We start from the raw sequence: 16,061 nt of genomic DNA on the forward strand, positions 1-16,061 counted from the left end.
GTTCATCAGACCCCTGAGCATGACCTTGGGGTCTGAAGAAAGCCTTCTTCTGACCCCGTTTTCACCGGGTCGCAGTCTCTGGTCACTCCGGCTTATAAAGCCTCTGAATGCTGGAGAAATCCAGCTCGCCATTGCCCTGCCCCGCGTGCAGCTGGAACAGGTTGCGGGCCAGGGCGCCCATGGGGATGGAGGCTTGGTTCTTGACGGCGTTGTCGAAGGCGAGGCCCAGGTCCTTGGTCATCAGGTTGACCAGGAAGCCGCCCTGGTAGTCGCGGGAGGCGGGTACGCCTTCCATGACACCCGGCCAGGGGTTGTAGACGTTCAGGGCCCAGTTGCCGCCGGAGCTCTGCTTCATGATCTCGGAGAGCACGGCAGGGTCCAGGCCGTTGCGCACGCCCAGGGCCAGTGCCTCGCTGGTGCCGGCCATCAGGATTGCCAGCAGCATGTTGTTGCAGATTTTGGCGACCTGGCCGGAGCCGTGGGGGCCGGCGTGGAAGATGTTCTTGCCCATGGCCTCGAGGATCGGCTTGGCGCGGTTGAAGGTGCTTTCCTCACCACCGCAGATGAAAGTCAGGGTTCCGGCCTTGGCACCACCGACGCCACCGGAAACCGGGGCATCAATGAAATCCAGGTTCTTTGCGGAAGCCACTTCGGCCACACCACGGGCCGTTTCCGGCGCGATGGTGGAGGAATCGATGACCAGGGTTCCTGCCGGCAGCTTGGCCAGCAGGCCGTCGTCGCCGAGGTAAACCGCTTCCACGTGCTTGCCAGCCGGCAGCATGGTGATAACGCACTCCGCGCCCTGGGCGGCCGCTTCGGCAGTGTCCGCGGTTTTGGCGCCCTCGCCCACCAGGGCTTCGACCGCCGCTTTGGACAGATCGAATACCGTCACGTCGTGGCCGGCCTTGACCAGGTTTGAGGCCATGGGGCCACCCATGTTGCCCAGACCGATGAATGTAATCTTTGCCATATCTCTTCCCCTTGTTGTTGTATTCCGATGAGTGGGCCGCAGTTCCCTGCGGCCGATCCGGCAATCAGTTGAAAAAGTCGTCGATCCAGTCGCTGTCCATTTCTTCCAGCGAGGCGTAGCGCCAACGGGGCTGCAGATCCTTATCGATCAGCAGTGCCCGGATACCTTCGGCAAACTCGCCCTTCTTCAGGCAGTTGCAGGACAGAACCAGTTCCTTGTCCAGCACTTCCTTCAGGCTGTCGTGCCGGCAGCCATGCAGGTGTCGCCACACCAGCGCAAGAGAGGTTGGCGAGGCATTGCCAAGGCCCTTGGTGACCTTACCCATCCAGTCCTCGCGGCTGCCCAGCTCGGTCAGCTGATTGACTACCTGCTCCAGGGAGTCGGCATCGGTTACCCGATTGATCTCGTCAAAGTTTTGCCGAACCGGTGACTCCGGCAGGGCGTCCTGGCTGTGCTGCTCATACTGGCGGAGCACCCGGCCAACCACGGCGTGGGCATTGTCATCGCGCCACTCACTGGCTGTGAGCGCCTCGATCACCCGCTCCTTGAGGCTGTGCTTCACAAAACGGTCTGCCATACCCACGAAGAGCGCGTCAGAGGCGTTGATCCTGGCTCCGGTCAGGCCAAGGAACAGCCCGGTGCGCCCCGGCATGCGGTTAAGGAACCAGCCACCGGCGACATCGGGATAGAGACCGATGTTCACCTCGGGCATGGCCATTTTCGAGTTCTCGGTCACCACCCGGTGGGAGGCGCCGACCATGAGTCCGATACCGCCGCCCATCACGATACCGTTGCCCCAGCAGATCAGGGGTTTCGGGAAGGTATGGATCTGGTAGTCGAGCTCATACTCCTCGGTGAAGAAACGCTCGCCCTCACTGGCAGTGCCCGGTTCGGTCATGCTGCGGTACAGGGAGACGATATCGCCCCCTGCGCAGAACGCCTTGTCACCCTCGGCCTCGAGCCAGACGGCACACACCTGCGGATCCTTCACCCAACGCTGGAGCTGGGGCTTGAGCAGGTGAATCATGTCCATGGACAGTGAGTTCAGATTCTTCGGAGTGTTCAGCCGGGCCACGGCAATCATGGAACCGTCCGCGGTTTTCCACTCCTCAAAGACAATAGGTTGATCGCTCATAACAGTCCTCGCCCCGGCGGTTACCGGTTCTTCCACTGCGGTTTGCGCTTCTCAAGGAACGCGTTCACGCCTTCCCGCTGGTCCTCGGTATAGAACAACTCCACGAACAGCTCCCGCTCCATGCGCCAGCCATCGGTGTGACTGCGGCCATCCCGGGCACTCATGATCAGGTTCTTGCAGCGCGCCACGGCAGACGGGCTCTGTTTGCAGGCACCCTCGGCCAGCTCAAGCGCCTTTTCCAGGCCCTTGCCGGCGGGCACCACTTCCTCCACCAGACCGATTTTCAGGGCCTTGTCGGCATCAACCCGCTCACCACAGAGGATCATGCGCTTGGCCCAGCCCTCACCTACCAGCCAGGGCAGGTTCTGGGTGCCACCGGCACAGGGTAGCAGTCCCACACTGGCCTCCGGCAGCGCCATCTGGGCATGCTCTTCGGCAATGCGGATATCACAGGCCATGGCGCATTCCAGGCCGCCACCCATGGCGTAGCCGTTGACGGCGGCGATGGATACACCGCGGAAGGCGGTCAGTGCGGCAAAGGCCTGGCCGAACAGCTGGCCCATGTAGTTGGCATTCGCCTTGTCGCCGTCGGCGAAGGATTTCAGATCGGCACCGGCGGAGAAGAATTTTTCACCCTGGCCGGTAACGACGAGGGCGAAGATATGCCGGTCCTCGTTGAGCTCTTCAATGGTTTTGGTCAGGGCTTGCAGGGATTCCGCGGTCCAGGTGTTGGCCGGCGGGTTATCGATGGTCAGGATTGCGATGTGTCCGCGTTTTTCGAGCTGGATGAGGTCGCTCATGTTGTTTTTCCTTCCTGAAGATGGGGTCAGATGAAGGCTTTCATCAGACCCCGGGGTTTGACTCGAACTTGCACGAGGGGTCTGAAGAACGCCTTCTTCTGACCCCGTTTTCGCGTTCAACTCACTGAATCGCCTCAGCCACGCCGTCGTCCAACAACCGGCGGGCAATAATCAGGCGCATGATCTCGTTGGTGCCTTCCAGAATCTGGTGCACCCGCAGATCCCGGACATAGCGCTCCAGCGGGTATTCCCGGATATAACCATAGCCACCATGCAGCTGCAGCGCCTCATTGACCACGTCGAAACAGGCGTCAGTGGCGAAGCGCTTGGCCATGGCACAGTGCAGGGTTGCTTCCGGGTCGCCGCTGTCGAGCTTGAACGCACCCAGGCGCACCATTTGCCGGGCCGCCACCAGGTTGGTGGCCATGTCCGCCAGCTTGAACTGCAGGGCCTGAAAAGCGGCCAGTGGCTTGCCGAACTGCTCGCGCTCGTGCATGTAGTTGCGGGCGCGAAGCAATGCGGCCTGGGCACCGCCCAGCGAGCAGGTGGCGATATTGAGGCGGCCGCCGTCGAGGCCTTTCATGGCGATGGCGAAACCGTCGCCTTCCTCGCCCACCCGGTTACTGGCGGGAATGCGCACATTCTCCAGGCTGACCAGACGGGTCGGCTGGCTGTGCCAGCCCATCTTGTCCTCGTTCTTGCCGTAGGAAACGCCCTCGGCATCGGCGGGAATCACAAAGGTGGAAATGCCCCTGGAACCACTGTCGGCATCCCCGGTGCGGGCCATCAGTACCAGGATGTCGGTACTGCCGGCGCCGGAGATAAACATCTTGCTGCCGTTGATCACGTAGCTGTCGCCATCGCGAACGGCCTTGGTACGCAGGCTGGCCGCGTCGGAACCGGCACCGGGTTCGGTCAGGCAATAGGAGGCCAGCCATTCGCCACTGGCGAGTTTGGGTACGATCTCCTGCTTCAGATCATCGGAAGCAAAACTGGCCACCATCCAGGTCGCCATGTTGTGAATGGTGATGAAGGCGGCGGTGGACGGGCAGGCTGCCGCCAGCTCTTCCACGATCACCGAGGTGTCCAGCCGGGACAGCCCCATGCCACCCAGGGATTCCGGGGTATAAAGGCCCATGAAGCCCATCTCGCCGGCTTCTTTCATCACGTCGACCGGGAAGATGTGCTCCTCATCCCACTGGGCGGCATGGGGGGCCATGGATTTCTCGGCAAAGGCCCGGGCCGCATCCCGGAACGCCAGCTGGTCTTCGGTCAGGTTAAAGTCCATTACCAGGCTCCTGTCATGTCAAAAGGGTAAAAAGAAGGGGCCGGAAAAGATTCCGGCCCAAGACCTCACCCTCAACGCTTTAACGAAGCTGAATGGAGAAATTGGCTTCAGAGGAGGTCGCTTCACTGGAGAACCAGCGGGACGTTACCGTCTTGGTCTCAGTATAGAAGCGAACTGCCTGCTTGCCGTAGGCATGCTGGTCACCGTAGAAGGAGCCCTTCCAGCCGGTGAAGGAGAAGAACGGCAGGGGCACCGGAATGGGGATGTTCACACCCACCTGACCCACGTCGATCTCGTGCTGGAACCGGCGCGCCGCACCACCGTGGTTGGTAAAGATGGAGGTACCGTTGCCGTACGGGCTCTGGTTGATCAGGTCGATCGCCTCGCCCAGGTTGTCCACGTTCACACAGGACAGTACCGGCCCGAAGATCTCTTCCTTGTAGATGTCCATGTCCGGAGTGACTTCACTGAACAGGGTCGGTCCTACCCAGTTGCCGTCCGGCAGGCCGTCAACGGTGCAGCCGCGACCGTCCAGCATCAGCTTGGCGCCCTGGGCCTCGCCAGTAGCAATCAGGGACTCGATACGGTCCTTGGCCTTGGCGCTGATGATCGGGCCGTAGCTGGCGCCGGAATCGTTCCAGGCACCCGGACGGGCCTTGGCCATGGCTTCTTTCAGTTCCGGAATCCACTGCTGGGCCTCGCCCACGAATACGGCGACGGAAATCGCCATGCAGCGCTGGCCGGCGGCACCCACGGAGGCACCCACCAGGGCGTTGATGACCTGCTGCTTGTCCGCATCAGGCATGATCACCATGTGGTTCTTGGCACCGGCAAAGCTCTGTACGCGCTTCATGTGACGGGTGCCGGTTTCATAGATGTAGCGGCCAACCGGGACAGAGCCGACAAAGGAAATGGCCTTGATGGCCGGGTCGGTCAGCAGGGTATCAACCTGTTCCTTGGCACCGTGGACCACCTGCAGGACGCCCTTGGGTGCGCCCGCCTCCTCGAACAGCTCGGCCAGACGCATCGGGGTCAGCGGATCCTGCTCGGACGGCTTCAGGATAAAGGTGTTACCGCAGGCAATGGCCATCGGGAACATCCACAGCGGAATCATGGCCGGGAAGTTGAACGGGGTGATGCCCGCACACACGCCCAGCGGCTGGATCCAGGAATGGGTATCCACTTCACGGGCCACGTTCTCGACGGTCTCGCCCATCATCATGGAGGCCACGTTGGCGGCATGCTCAACCACCTCGATACCGCGCCAGACGTCGCCCTTGGCATCGTCGAAGGTCTTGCCGGTTTCCTGGGACAGGATCTCGGCGATTTCATCGTGATGCTCTTTAAGCAGCGCCTGATAACGGAGCATGACCCGCGCCCGCTCGGATACCGGGGTTTCCTTCCAGGTCTTGAACACCTCACCGGCATTGTCGATGGCCTTGCGCATTTCCTCTTCGGTCGCGCACGGCACCTTGGCGATCACTTCGTTGGTGGCAGGATTGGTGACGTCGATCCAGTTGCTGGTCTGGCTCTGGACGAATTCACCGGCAATGTACTGGGGAACATTCTTCATGTTGGAATCCCTGGTTTGTTGTTATGTGGGAACAGCCTCGCCCGTCGGGGTTCGGCCACGATTGGAAAAATCCTAGCACGAGCTTTGGCCGGAGGTGATTGACTAAATTTCGCCCATGATGGATTATTTTTCGATGAGCAGACTTCAGAACAGCAAATCCACAGCACAAACCTCGCAGTGGCCGGTACCGCCAGACAGTGTCCGTTACGTGGTACCAGACCCCATCGTCCGCCTGCTGGCCAGCCATCCACTGACCCGGGAGCTCTATCCACTGGCCTTCGGTCACTATCGCAAGGCCGCCGGCCACCACATGCACCGGGAGCACCATCGCGACAATCTTTTGATCTATTGCACGGAAGGCAAGGCTTTCCTGAACGTCGCGGGAGAGCCCTATACCGTGGAGGCCGGCGATCTGCTGTTGCTGCCGGCCGGGGCCAGCCATCGCTATACCGCCGATCCGGACAATCCCTGGACTATCCACTGGGTGCACTACACCGGCCCGCTGGCCGAGGACTTCCGTAATTACATGGGATTTGATGGCCCTACCCGCATCCGGCACCTGGGTCGCCAGCCCCGGCTGCTGGTGGATTTCAACGGTCTGCTCTCGGTACGCCAGACCGGCTTCCGCACCCGTGGTCTGATCCATGCCGCCAACCGCCTGCGTCAGCTACTGGCAGCGGTTCCTCTGAACGCGGATGAAACCAGCCACGAACGCCAGTCCGAACTGGACACCATCCACAACTACATGCGTGAACATCTGGAGGAGCGCCTTACCCTGGAACAACTGGCGGATCTGGCGGGCCTTTCCCCGGCACACTTTGCCACCCGTTACCGGGAACAGACCGGCACCTCGCCGATCCAGCATTTTCTGCACCTGAAAGTGGAACGGGCCTGCCAGATGCTGGATACCACCGGCCTGAGTTTTGCCGACATCAGCCGCCGCCTGGGTTACGACGATGCCTACTATTTTTCCCGCCTGTTCAAGAAGGTAATGGGCCAGTCGCCCAGGGATTACCGGCACACCGCCCGTCACTGAAGGCCAGAGTGGGCAGGCGGCCCGTCTACGACTTTCGTTGAATACGCCGAACCGTTACTCTGGGGCCATAGCCAATAACAAGAGATTGCGCCATGGCACAGTACACGATAGAAATCGACGAAACCTTCAACATCCCGCGACGACGGGTGTTCGCCCTGTTTGCCGACCACCAGCGCTTCGGCAAGCTGCTGGGTGCTCCCATAAAGCGGATCCGGGACAGCGACCAGGCCGATCCCAACGGCATCGGTTCGGTCCGCAAGATCGGCATCGGACCCATTGGCCTGGAGGAAACCGTCCTCAGCTTCGAGCCGGAAACGCTGATCGAATACACGGTCACCAGCATGAGCCCGATACGCAATCACCTGGGCCGGATTCGCTTCGAGGACACCCCGGACGGTCAGACCCGGGTGCATTACACCATCAGCTTCGAGGACATTGTACCGTTCACCGGCAAAGTGGTCTCCAGCGCTCTGGAACAGGGAATTCGCCGGGGAATCAAACGGGTGCCGGATCTGGCCTGAAACTCCGGCCGGCAACAAACCGTTACTTGATGAATGTCACAGAATTGACCTGAGGCAAAAATTTGCATTTATCAATTCTGTAATCTTCCGCCAGGTTTGCAATATCCGGCTAATCGGCCGAAAACAATATCCTGGCGGGAGACAGTAATGGCAGCAGAGCCCATTGTCCTGTTCGATGACGGACACCACAAATGCCTGATGTTCGATTCCCTGGTAACCGGTGAGGGCGTCCAGTCCAACCAGTTCCTGGTCGTCGATGGCAAGCACGAAGCCCTGATTGATCCGGGCGGAGACCTGACCTACACCCCGCTCTCCGTGGCTGCTTCGCGCTATATGAACATCAAGGACATGGACTACGTATTTGCGTCCCACCAGGATCCGGACATCATCGGCGCCATCGACCGCTGGATCGTCCACACCCGCGCCAAGATTGTTACCTCACGACTGTGGGCACGATTCCTGCCGCACCTGGTTTCCAGCTACGTGACCAACCAGCTCACCGGCAGCGTCTACGACCGGATTGTCAGCATCCCGGATGCCGGAGCGAAGGTGCCTTTTGGCGATTCCTACCTGACCTGCCTGCCGGCGCACTTCATGCACTCGGTCGGCAACCTGCAGTTCTACGATCCGGTGTCCAAGATCCTGTTCTCCGGCGATCTCGGTGCGTCCATGGGGGGCGAGGACGATCACAAGCCGGTGCAGGATTTCGATCGTCACATTCCCAGCATGATCGGCTTCCACAAGCGCTATATCGCTTCCCAGAAAGTCTGCCGCCTCTGGGCCGACATGGTTCGCGGACTGGAAGTAAGCATGATCGTGCCCCAGCATGGCAAACGCTTCGAAGGTCCCGAGATGGTGGAGCGGTTCCTGAACTGGGTTTCGGATGTTCCGTGCGGCATCGACCTGATGGGCCCGGACAACTACACCCCACCGACCGACTACATCTGATCCCTCCGGGCGGCGGCCCTGTCGCCGCCCGTTTCCCCTCTCGAACCAGCACAACGGCATTAAACCTGTCCCCCGACCGTTTTGTTGAGTAAAATCCTGCGTTTTCCTGAACAGCAAGAAGAGGCAGGTCAGATGGGCAGAGCCTACCAGAACCGAAAAGAGTCCATGGCCAAGACGGCTGCGGCAAAAACCAAGGTCTACAGCAAGTACGGGCGCGAAATCTACATGTGCGCCAAGTCCGGCGGCATTGACCCCCAGGCCAACCTGACGCTACGCGGCCTTATCGACCGCGCCAAGAAGGATCAGGTGCCGAGCCACGTCATTGAAAAGGCCATCGACAAGGCCAAGGGCGGTGGCGGCGAGGACTACTCTCCGGCCCGGTACGAAGGCTACGGCCCCGGCAACTGCATGGTGATCGTGGATTGCCTCACCGACAACCCGAACCGCACCTTTGGCGATGTCCGTCTGGCCTTCACCAAGACCAAGTGCAAGATCGGCACCCCGGGCGCCGTTGCCCACATGTTCGATCACTGCGCGATTTTCGCCTTCACCGGTCAGGACGAGGAAGCGGTGCTTGAAGCCCTGATGGAAGCGGACGTGGACGTGACGGATATCGAGAACGAGGACGGCCGCATCACCGTATTCACACCGAACACGGAATATGCCAAGGCCAAGCAGGCCCTGGAAGCCGCTTTCGAGGGCATCGAGTTCGACGTGGACGAAATCCAGTTCCTGCCGAAAACCACCACCCCGGTGGAGGGCGACGACGTGGCCATGTTCGAGAAATTCCTCGACATGCTGAACGAACTGGACGATGTCCAGAACGTTTACCACAACGCCGAAGTCAACGACTAACCGGGCGGAATGACGGCCCCGTTACCGGGGCCTGTCGAAGACCTGGGTCCAGTAATTCGGATAGTCGGCTGTCCGGCTATCCACCCTGACAACGGCAACGCCCGTGAACCGGCCGTCCATGATGTTCCGGCAATGGCCCGGGCTCTCCAGCCAGCCGGTCATGACCGACTCCACATCGTCAAATCCTGCGGCAATGTTCTCGCCGACCACGGACCACTCGTAGCCGGTTTCGGTAACTCGCCCCCCGACTCGCAGACCATCCGAGCCGGTGTGGCTGAAGAAATTGTTCTTAGCCATGTCATTGCTGTGTTTGCTCGCCGCCCCTTCAACCGGGCAGTTGTAGACCACCGGCTCGACCGCAGGAAAGAACTCGGATCCGCACTGGCGGCCCTGGCTGCGTGCCGCGTTGACATACTCCAGCATCGCCGCCTGGTATTCCTGCACCTCGCAACCGTTCACCAGGATCGTGACCGGTTCTTCGGGGGCAGACCGGTTCCTCTCGGTGCTGTCCGACACAGTCGACGCCGATGACCCACCGCCACCGGATCCGCCGCCGCAACCGGCAATCAAAACCGTCGAAAGAACTAAAAACAACAACCTTGAGGATGTACTCATTGAATTCTGGACCGCCGTTCCGGTTAAATTGTGGAAAAGTACGCAAATTAACGAATGCTTCCCGGGATTGGATCCACGAAACTACAATTCCTTACAAAGCTTGCCCGAACCGACATGTATCCACTTACCCTGCACTACCAGTGAACTGACAGATGGAAAAGACACGAGTTCTGATTTTGAAAACCGGGACCACCTACGCCGATATCCGGGCCCGGTTCGGCGATTTCGAGGACTGGTTCATCAGGGGCCTGGTCCCCGACCTCGATCTTACCGTGGTGAATCTTCCCGACGGTGAACAACCCGGGGATCCAACGGAATGGGACGGAATCGTGGTGACCGGCTCACCTGCGATGGTCAGTGACCGGGAAGACTGGAGCGAGAACGCAGCAGCGTGGCTGGCAAAGGCCGTAGACGCCGGCGTGCCAGTGCTGGGCGTGTGCTACGGCCACCAGTTGTTGGCCCATGCCCTCGGCGGAGAGGTGGGCTACCATCCGAAGGGCCGCGAAACCGGCACCCGAATCGTCGAACTGTATCCCGAGGCCGGGCAGGATCCCTTGTTCAACTCGATGCCCAAGCGCTTCCGGGCGCAACTGACCCACAAGCAGTCGGTCCTGAGACTGCCCCCTGATGCCGTGCTGCTGGGCAAGTCCGATTTCGAGCCGCACCAGGCGTTTCGGGTGGGTGAATGCGCATGGGGTGTGCAGTTCCACCCGGAGTTTTCCGACACCATCATGCGGGCCTACCTGGAAGTCCAGGCGCCGGATCTGGACCGGGAAGGGCTGGATGCGCAGGCGCTGCTCAATGAAGTCGCGCCGGCTCCCGAGGCAAGCGGGCTTCTGCAGCGCTTCTCCGAGCTGGTCCTGAAGAATAGGGCCTGACGGATGGAAGACCGCCGGTCAGTCGAGGATATAGGCGGTCTTCTCCAGGGTGTTCTCATCCTCATCGATAAACCGGAATTCGTTCCAGCCAACCCGGATCATGTCGTTACTGTTGAGACGTTGCCTCCCCTCCACGGGGAGATCGTTCACGAAGGTGCCATTGGTGCTGTTGCTGTCGACGATATAGAAATCAATCGTGCCCTCGAGATAGGCATTGGGTGACGCTTCAATGACAGCGTGCTGCCCACTCACGGAAATCTCGTCGATACGGATGTCATTGTCCGGTCGCCGTCCGATCCGGGTCAGGGGTTGTTCCAGCTCAAAGGTGTGGACCACCACGTTGTCCACCAGCTGTGAAAGTGATGCCATTCTCGTATTCCTCAGTCCTTCAACATCATTAAAACAACGGAGACGTTGTCTCCGGCGCCGTTTTCCAGGCTCTGGTCGATCAGCGCCTGCACCGCATCATCTGCCTCCGCGCCCTGCCCCATGATTTCGGCCCACCGGGCCTCCGGCAGCGCTCCGGTGAGCCCGTCGGAACACAGCAGCAGCCCCTCCCCCGGTGCCAGCTCCTGCACCCGGAAGCTGGGCGTGGCGTCGTCGGAGGCACCCACGGCCCGGGTGAGCACGTTCCGGAACGGCACCCTCGGGGCTTCAGCTGCGCTGATGCTGCCATCCTCGATCATGTTCTGGACCACGGTATCGTCCCGGGTCAGGCACCGGGGGCCGGTGTCCGCGATCAGGTAACAGCGGGAATCACCGATATGGGCGATAAAGGCGGTACTGTCGATGACCCAGACCACCACCAGGGTCGTGCCCATTTTCTCCAGCCGGGGTTCCCTGGCCTGCTCCTCCTGTATCCTCGCCGCAGCGAGAGAAAAAGCAGCGTCGAGCCTTTCCCGGACCGCCACCGAGTCCGGAACCACGGAGGCTGACAGCGCGGGCAGTAATGAATCCAGCACCGCCGCCACCGCAAGCTGACTGGCCATTTCGCCGCCCTGGTGGCCTCCCATACCATCCGCCAACACCAGTAAAACCTGGCGACCGTCATGGCCGCGCCGCCAATCCACCCTGTCCTGATTCGTCTGGCGCACCGACCCTACGTGGGAGTCGCCGGCAATGTCATAGTCCATCAGGAGGTTACCTCCCTTGCCTCGCGCTGTGCCTGGCGTCTGAGTGCTTCGGCCATCTCGGAAGCGGTGGCGAAACGTTTGTCCGGCTCACGCTGGATGGCCTTGTTGATCAGCCTGATCACACCACCGGGCAGATCGGGGTTGAACGAACGGGCGCTGCGCGGGCGCTTGTTCAGAATCTGGTAAGTCAGGTTGGCCAGGGTATCGCCCTGGTATGGGGTTTCCCCGGTCACCAGTTTGTACAGGGTAACCCCGAGGCTGTAGATGTCCGAGGCACTCGTCACTTTCTGCCCTTTCAACTGTTCAGGCGACATGTACAGGGGGCTGCCCATCACGCTTCCGGTCCGGGTGACGGAATCATCAGCGATCCGGGCGATTCCGAAATCGGTAACCCGGATATCACCGCTGTCCGGATCGTAGATCAGGTTCGCCGGTTTGATGTCCCGGTGAATGATCTTCTGCTCGTGGGCATAAGCCAGGGCATCCGCCACCTGCGCGACCACATCCAGCACCGTCGCCAGCGGCAGCAGTCGCCCGGCCCGGCCAAATTCACTCAGGGGCCGGCCACGGGCGTAATCCATGGCGATATAGGCCAGGTCCGCCTCTTCCCCCACATCGTAAACGGTAACGATGGCCGGATGGCTGAGCCGGCCTGCGGCTTCCGCCTCACGAAAAAAGCGGCTTTTGAGAGCCTGTAACTCCTCACCTTCAAAGGCCTGGTAGCTCAGGGTCTTGATAGCAACGGTGCGGGCAATGGCAGGGTCCCGGCCCAGGTACACCACTCCCATGGCGCCACGGCCCAGTTCCCGCTGGATTTCATAGCGCCCCAGCGTTGGCCGACTGACCGACTGGTCCGGCATCACCAGAGTCTGGGTAGCGTCGAAGCTGCCGGCTGCCGCTCCTGCCGACCCGGAGGCAAGATTCTCCAGTGCGGCCAGGCGTTCGGCTGCATCGCGGAATTTTTTCTTGCGGGAGACGATGGCCTGGTAGGTCTGTATCGCCTTGTCGTACTGACGCTTGCGCTCCTGCTGCAGGGCAATTCGGTAGCGCAGATCAAGGCTCTCCTCCCCTTCGGGACAGCGGGCGATAGCCCCGAGGGCTTCATCCGTCTGCCCCTGGTCCAGCAATAGCTGGCCCAGCCTCAGCCGGGCCTCCCTGGCGTTTTCCGTGAGCGAACGAATCTGCCGGTATGGCTGCAACCAGAACAGCATGATCACATACCCGACCGCCAGCAGGGTGTTGATCTCTCCCAGGGGTAGCCAGAGGCTGTGATAGAACATCAGCGCCGCCTGGAGCACCAGCAGGCCACCGCCCAGCAGCAGGGTCACCGGCAACGAAACAGCGGCACCCATCCGGGGGATGGCAAAGACCAGGTAGCCCGCGGTTACTACCAGGCCGGCATCAACTGCAAGCCGGCCCCAGACTGGCAGATCGAGACCACCAGACTCTTCAGAACCCAGAAATTCGAGGAGCTCCCTGTCCAGCCAGGCCACCCAGGGGATCTGTTCGCCGGCCACGATAAAGACAGCCGCAAGGGCGACCACGAGCGAACGCAGACTGAACAGGCTCGATAACGGATGTGATAACGGATTCACAGGCAACTTCGTTGTAAATGATTGATCCGACTAGTTTAGAAAGCGAACCAATGATGGGACAGTTGCCGGCCGGCGTTTTTTGTAAGGGTTTGTTTACCTGCGAGCGAGGTCACGTATAGTAGAGTTTAAAAACCTTGAGCATCAGGGCCCCAGCCAATGACCACGGCAATACACACGCGACCGATCAGTGACCGCATCGACTGGCTGATGGAGCTCAGCCGCAAACACTCCGCCAGTTTCTGCAGCCCTGACAACTACCTGTCCCGTCAGCGCTACCTGGCAGAACACGACACCCTGATCATTGCCATGAAGTGCATGGACGGGCGCATTCACCTGCCCTACGCGACGCAGACTCCTCTGGGTGTCATTCACCCGTTCCGCAACCTCGGGGGCATCTTCGAACTCGGCTGGCCCTACCTGGGCGACCTGCTGGCAGACACCGTGCAGGAAGCGGTCAAACAGGGCCGGCGCGCCCTGGTCATCATCACCTACCATTTTTCACGGGGGCATCGGGAGCGCGGGTGCGCCGGTTTCGACTGCGATACCAACGAGGCCCGGGCCCATGCCTTCAGGATTCGCGACCAACTGGAAACCCTGTTCGGCAGGGATCACCAGACCGTCTATCCACTGGTCTGCGGTTTTGAAACCGACGAGGATGCATTGATTCTCCATGGCCGGCACGAGCGCACCCTGGATCTGGCTCATGCACCCCTGGACCGCATCGATACTGTGGATGCAGAGATCGCAGCACTCTGCCCGGACATGCCCGCGCCGGTTCAGCGGGACCTGCTACCACTGGTCCAGGGCAATATCCGCCATATCCACAAGATTCGCCAGAGTGACCGGGAACTGGATATCGAACACCGGGAGTGGGTGATCTGCCTCGGGCGCGGCTTCGATTTCCTGCATGCCCCCAACCTGGCCCTGATCATTGGCCCGTATAGCCCGGATCTGTCCCACCCAATCCGCCAGGCTGCCGGCATCATCCAGAACAACATGGACAGCGGCCGGATTCCCGATGACGGTTTTTTACTACTCTCGTCAGCACCCTATACGGAACCCGGGCCCCAGAAAGCACGTGCTGTTCTCAAGTCGGACTTTCTGGGGGACTTCGCAGCCGGGGTGATTCAAGAGGCCTTTCCCCAGCTTGCGAGCAAGATGATTCGCCGGTCAGCGATCCTCCACTGGCCCGAGCGGCGCCTTGAAGTCCGGCGACCATGACAATTTTGTATGTTGAACGAATACATATCTGAACCTACTGTTTTAGAGAACAACACAAGAAGGAGCCTGGAATGTCCGAGATACGTAATTATCTGAAGCAGGTTTCACTGGTGATGGCCGTACTCATGGCCATGGCCACTACTTTCTCGACCACCGCCCATGCCGGCATGGTCGGGACCGGAGAGATCATTCAGCAGCAACAGACCGAACTGGACCGGCAACAACTCCTGAACATGCTGGAAAAACAGGAAGTGCAGGAGAAGCTGGCAGAGATGGGGGTGAGCAAGGATCAGGTGGCGGATCGGATCCAGAACCTGACACCGACCGAGCTGGCCGATTTCGAGCAACAGCTGGCAGAAGCGCCCGCCGGCCAGGATGTGGTGGGGATTATCGTGCTGTTCCTGCTGGTGTTCATCATCACCGACATGCTCTGTGCCACCAACATCTTCTCGTTCATCAACTGTATTCGCTGATCGAACGTTTTGATGTATCGACTGAGGATTGCCAGCAGGCTCCTGGCCCTGACCGGGCTGGTCCTGCTGGCAGGCTGTGCCTCCACACCGCCCTGGCCGGAACCTGAATCCGAGGCTGGCAAGCCTGTACTGCCCAACCGTGTTCTCCTGGAAGATGTGCCCTTCTACGCCCAGGAGAAATACCAGTGCGGCCCCGCCTCCCTGGCCATGATGCTGAACAGCCAGGGACTCGAAACCGACCCTGATGTGCTCAACGAGCTGGTGTACATTCCCGCCCGGGAAGGCTCGCTGCAGGTTGAGATGGTGGCGGGAGCCCGTTCCCACAACATGGTTGTGTACCCGCTGGAGCCGAAACTGGAGGCCGTTCTCGAGGAAGTCAGTGCCGGTAATCCGGTGCTGGTCATGCAGAACCTGCTCATCGACTGGTGGCCCCAATGGCATTTTGCCGTTGTAGTGGGCTTCGACAGTGACGATGAAACCATCATCCTAAACACGGATACCCGCAAACAGCACGCCATGCCCTACAAGGCTTTCCATGCCACCTGGAGCCGGGCCGAGCGCTGGGCCGTCGTGGTGCTGCCTCCGGAGCAGATACCCGCCACGGCAGAACCCCTCACGTTCCTCAGGGCCGCGCACGACCTGGAGTCCACCGGGCATACCCGGGCGGCACTCAGTGCCTACCAGACCGCGGAGCAGACCTGGCCGAAACAACCGGCGCCCATCATGGCCCAGGGAAACCTGGCCTACGGCCAACAGCAGTGGTCCGGGGCGGTGGTCCATTTCAGGCGGGTGGTAGAGCAATTTCCGGACTACGCCGAGGGCTGGAACAATCTGGCGTATACCCTGGAGCAGGCGGATTGCCCTGTACAGGCAACCGCCGCCCTTTCCTGCGCCCGGAGCCTGTCACCGGAACGGTTTGGCAAGGAAGAGGCAGCCTTCGGTACCGGGCAAACCGGCGACGGCGAGAACTGCCCGGCGCTGCCATCCTGCCCGGTACCCACGCAGTGAAGAGGCCGGTGA

17 protein-coding genes are annotated in these 16,061 nt (G+C 60.7%); 8 read left to right on the forward strand and 9 right to left on the reverse strand.

What is annotated here, in order from left to right:
• Nucleotides 1-82 precede the first annotated feature (82 nt).
• From mmsB to BM254_RS17040, 5 genes are all read right to left on the reverse strand, one after another.
• Nucleotides 83-970, reverse strand: a complete 888-nt coding sequence (gene mmsB, locus BM254_RS17020) for a 3-hydroxyisobutyrate dehydrogenase (protein WP_092006686.1) — start codon at nucleotides 968-970, stop codon at nucleotides 83-85.
• A gap of 64 nt (nucleotides 971-1,034) precedes the next feature.
• Nucleotides 1,035-2,105 (reverse strand): enoyl-CoA hydratase/isomerase family protein, encoded by a 1,071-nt coding sequence (locus BM254_RS17025; RefSeq protein ID WP_092006689.1) that lies wholly within the window; start codon nucleotides 2,103-2,105, stop codon nucleotides 1,035-1,037.
• Between the two features lie 20 nt (nucleotides 2,106-2,125).
• On the reverse strand, nucleotides 2,126-2,905 hold the full coding sequence (locus BM254_RS17030) for an enoyl-CoA hydratase (RefSeq protein WP_092006692.1): 780 nt from the start codon (nucleotides 2,903-2,905) through the stop codon (nucleotides 2,126-2,128).
• Between the two features lie 121 nt (nucleotides 2,906-3,026).
• The gene (locus tag BM254_RS17035; RefSeq protein ID WP_092006695.1) at nucleotides 3,027-4,193 is read right to left on the reverse strand and encodes an acyl-CoA dehydrogenase family protein; all 1,167 of its coding nucleotides are present in this window, start codon (nucleotides 4,191-4,193) and stop codon (nucleotides 3,027-3,029) included.
• A 79-nt stretch (nucleotides 4,194-4,272) separates the two neighbouring features.
• Nucleotides 4,273-5,766: a CoA-acylating methylmalonate-semialdehyde dehydrogenase gene (locus BM254_RS17040; RefSeq protein WP_092006698.1), complete on the reverse strand. Its 1,494-nt coding sequence runs from the start codon at nucleotides 5,764-5,766 to the stop codon at nucleotides 4,273-4,275.
• 115 nt (nucleotides 5,767-5,881) lie between these two features.
• On the opposite strand from BM254_RS17040, the gene BM254_RS17045 reads away from it, so the two are divergent.
• The 4 genes from BM254_RS17045 (at nucleotide 5,882) to BM254_RS17060 (ending at nucleotide 9,126) form a co-directional block, all read left to right on the forward strand.
• Complete coding sequence (locus BM254_RS17045; protein ID WP_092006701.1) at nucleotides 5,882-6,802, forward strand: AraC family transcriptional regulator; 921 nt, start codon at nucleotides 5,882-5,884, stop codon at nucleotides 6,800-6,802.
• Between the two features lie 92 nt (nucleotides 6,803-6,894).
• Nucleotides 6,895-7,323, forward strand: a complete 429-nt coding sequence (locus BM254_RS17050; protein WP_092006703.1) for an SRPBCC family protein — start codon at nucleotides 6,895-6,897, stop codon at nucleotides 7,321-7,323.
• Between the two features lie 147 nt (nucleotides 7,324-7,470).
• Nucleotides 7,471-8,271 carry an oxygen-binding di-iron domain-containing protein gene (locus BM254_RS17055; RefSeq protein ID WP_092006706.1) on the forward strand — a complete coding sequence of 267 codons (801 nt, stop codon included), beginning with the start codon at nucleotides 7,471-7,473 and terminating at the stop codon, nucleotides 8,269-8,271.
• A 132-nt stretch (nucleotides 8,272-8,403) separates the two neighbouring features.
• Nucleotides 8,404-9,126 (forward strand): YebC/PmpR family DNA-binding transcriptional regulator, encoded by a 723-nt coding sequence (locus BM254_RS17060; RefSeq protein WP_092006709.1) that lies wholly within the window; start codon nucleotides 8,404-8,406, stop codon nucleotides 9,124-9,126.
• A gap of 21 nt (nucleotides 9,127-9,147) precedes the next feature.
• Here the strand turns inward: BM254_RS17060 and BM254_RS17065 are convergent, their stop codons facing one another.
• Complete coding sequence (locus BM254_RS17065) at nucleotides 9,148-9,642, reverse strand: CAP domain-containing protein (RefSeq protein WP_245777469.1); 495 nt, start codon at nucleotides 9,640-9,642, stop codon at nucleotides 9,148-9,150.
• A 251-nt stretch (nucleotides 9,643-9,893) separates the two neighbouring features.
• Here BM254_RS17065 and BM254_RS17070 point away from each other — a divergent pair, with 251 nt between their 5' ends.
• Nucleotides 9,894-10,619: a glutamine amidotransferase gene (locus BM254_RS17070; protein WP_092006712.1), complete on the forward strand. Its 726-nt coding sequence runs from the start codon at nucleotides 9,894-9,896 to the stop codon at nucleotides 10,617-10,619.
• Between the two features lie 18 nt (nucleotides 10,620-10,637).
• Here BM254_RS17070 and BM254_RS17075 read toward each other — a convergent pair whose 3' ends face one another.
• The 3 genes from BM254_RS17075 to BM254_RS17085 are packed head-to-tail and all read right to left on the reverse strand — an operon-like array spanning nucleotide 10,638 to nucleotide 13,347.
• Nucleotides 10,638-10,988 carry an FHA domain-containing protein gene (locus BM254_RS17075; protein ID WP_092006715.1) on the reverse strand — a complete coding sequence of 117 codons (351 nt, stop codon included), beginning with the start codon at nucleotides 10,986-10,988 and terminating at the stop codon, nucleotides 10,638-10,640.
• A gap of 11 nt (nucleotides 10,989-10,999) precedes the next feature.
• Nucleotides 11,000-11,752, reverse strand: coding sequence for a PP2C family protein-serine/threonine phosphatase (locus tag BM254_RS17080; protein ID WP_092006718.1), 753 nt, complete (start codon nucleotides 11,750-11,752; stop codon nucleotides 11,000-11,002).
• Nucleotides 11,752-13,347, reverse strand: a complete 1,596-nt coding sequence (locus BM254_RS17085; protein WP_245777470.1) for a serine/threonine-protein kinase — start codon at nucleotides 13,345-13,347, stop codon at nucleotides 11,752-11,754. Before BM254_RS17085 ends, BM254_RS17080 begins: the two co-directional genes overlap by 1 nt.
• 156 nt (nucleotides 13,348-13,503) lie before the next feature.
• Between BM254_RS17085 and BM254_RS17090 the strand changes: the two genes are divergently transcribed.
• From BM254_RS17090 to BM254_RS17100, 3 genes are all read left to right on the forward strand, one after another.
• Nucleotides 13,504-14,568, forward strand: a complete 1,065-nt coding sequence (locus BM254_RS17090; protein ID WP_092006721.1) for a hypothetical protein — start codon at nucleotides 13,504-13,506, stop codon at nucleotides 14,566-14,568.
• Between the two features lie 71 nt (nucleotides 14,569-14,639).
• Nucleotides 14,640-15,041 carry a PA2779 family protein gene (locus BM254_RS17095; protein WP_092006723.1) on the forward strand — a complete coding sequence of 134 codons (402 nt, stop codon included), beginning with the start codon at nucleotides 14,640-14,642 and terminating at the stop codon, nucleotides 15,039-15,041.
• A gap of 12 nt (nucleotides 15,042-15,053) precedes the next feature.
• Nucleotides 15,054-16,049, forward strand: coding sequence for a PA2778 family cysteine peptidase (locus tag BM254_RS17100; protein ID WP_092006726.1), 996 nt, complete (start codon nucleotides 15,054-15,056; stop codon nucleotides 16,047-16,049).
• Nucleotides 16,050-16,061 lie beyond the last annotated feature (12 nt).

Source organism: Marinobacter pelagius (genome assembly GCF_900114925.1).
Lineage (GTDB): Bacteria > Pseudomonadota > Gammaproteobacteria > Pseudomonadales > Oleiphilaceae > Marinobacter > Marinobacter pelagius.

What these genes read in the sequence shown, in the direction of transcription:
- BM254_RS17045 (WP_092006701.1), top strand. Translation starts at nt 5,882, where the DNA reads ATGATGGATTATTTTTCGATGAGCAGACTTCAGAACAGCAAATCCACA.
- BM254_RS17025 (WP_092006689.1), bottom strand. Translation starts at nt 2,105, where the DNA reads ATGAGCGATCAACCTATTGTCTTTGAGGAGTGGAAAACCGCGGACGGT.
- BM254_RS17030 (WP_092006692.1), bottom strand. Translation starts at nt 2,905, where the DNA reads ATGAGCGACCTCATCCAGCTCGAAAAACGCGGACACATCGCAATCCTG.
- BM254_RS17035 (WP_092006695.1), bottom strand. Translation starts at nt 4,193, where the DNA reads ATGGACTTTAACCTGACCGAAGACCAGCTGGCGTTCCGGGATGCGGCC.
- BM254_RS17050 (WP_092006703.1), top strand. Translation starts at nt 6,895, where the DNA reads ATGGCACAGTACACGATAGAAATCGACGAAACCTTCAACATCCCGCGA.
- BM254_RS17040 (WP_092006698.1), bottom strand. Translation starts at nt 5,766, where the DNA reads ATGAAGAATGTTCCCCAGTACATTGCCGGTGAATTCGTCCAGAGCCAG.
- BM254_RS17055 (WP_092006706.1), top strand. Translation starts at nt 7,471, where the DNA reads ATGGCAGCAGAGCCCATTGTCCTGTTCGATGACGGACACCACAAATGC.
- BM254_RS17060 (WP_092006709.1), top strand. Translation starts at nt 8,404, where the DNA reads ATGGGCAGAGCCTACCAGAACCGAAAAGAGTCCATGGCCAAGACGGCT.
- BM254_RS17070 (WP_092006712.1), top strand. Translation starts at nt 9,894, where the DNA reads ATGGAAAAGACACGAGTTCTGATTTTGAAAACCGGGACCACCTACGCC.
- BM254_RS17095 (WP_092006723.1), top strand. Translation starts at nt 14,640, where the DNA reads ATGTCCGAGATACGTAATTATCTGAAGCAGGTTTCACTGGTGATGGCC.
- BM254_RS17100 (WP_092006726.1), top strand. Translation starts at nt 15,054, where the DNA reads ATGTATCGACTGAGGATTGCCAGCAGGCTCCTGGCCCTGACCGGGCTG.
- BM254_RS17080 (WP_092006718.1), bottom strand. Translation starts at nt 11,752, where the DNA reads ATGGACTATGACATTGCCGGCGACTCCCACGTAGGGTCGGTGCGCCAG.
- BM254_RS17075 (WP_092006715.1), bottom strand. Translation starts at nt 10,988, where the DNA reads ATGGCATCACTTTCACAGCTGGTGGACAACGTGGTGGTCCACACCTTT.
- BM254_RS17090 (WP_092006721.1), top strand. Translation starts at nt 13,504, where the DNA reads ATGACCACGGCAATACACACGCGACCGATCAGTGACCGCATCGACTGG.
- mmsB (WP_092006686.1), bottom strand. Translation starts at nt 970, where the DNA reads ATGGCAAAGATTACATTCATCGGTCTGGGCAACATGGGTGGCCCCATG.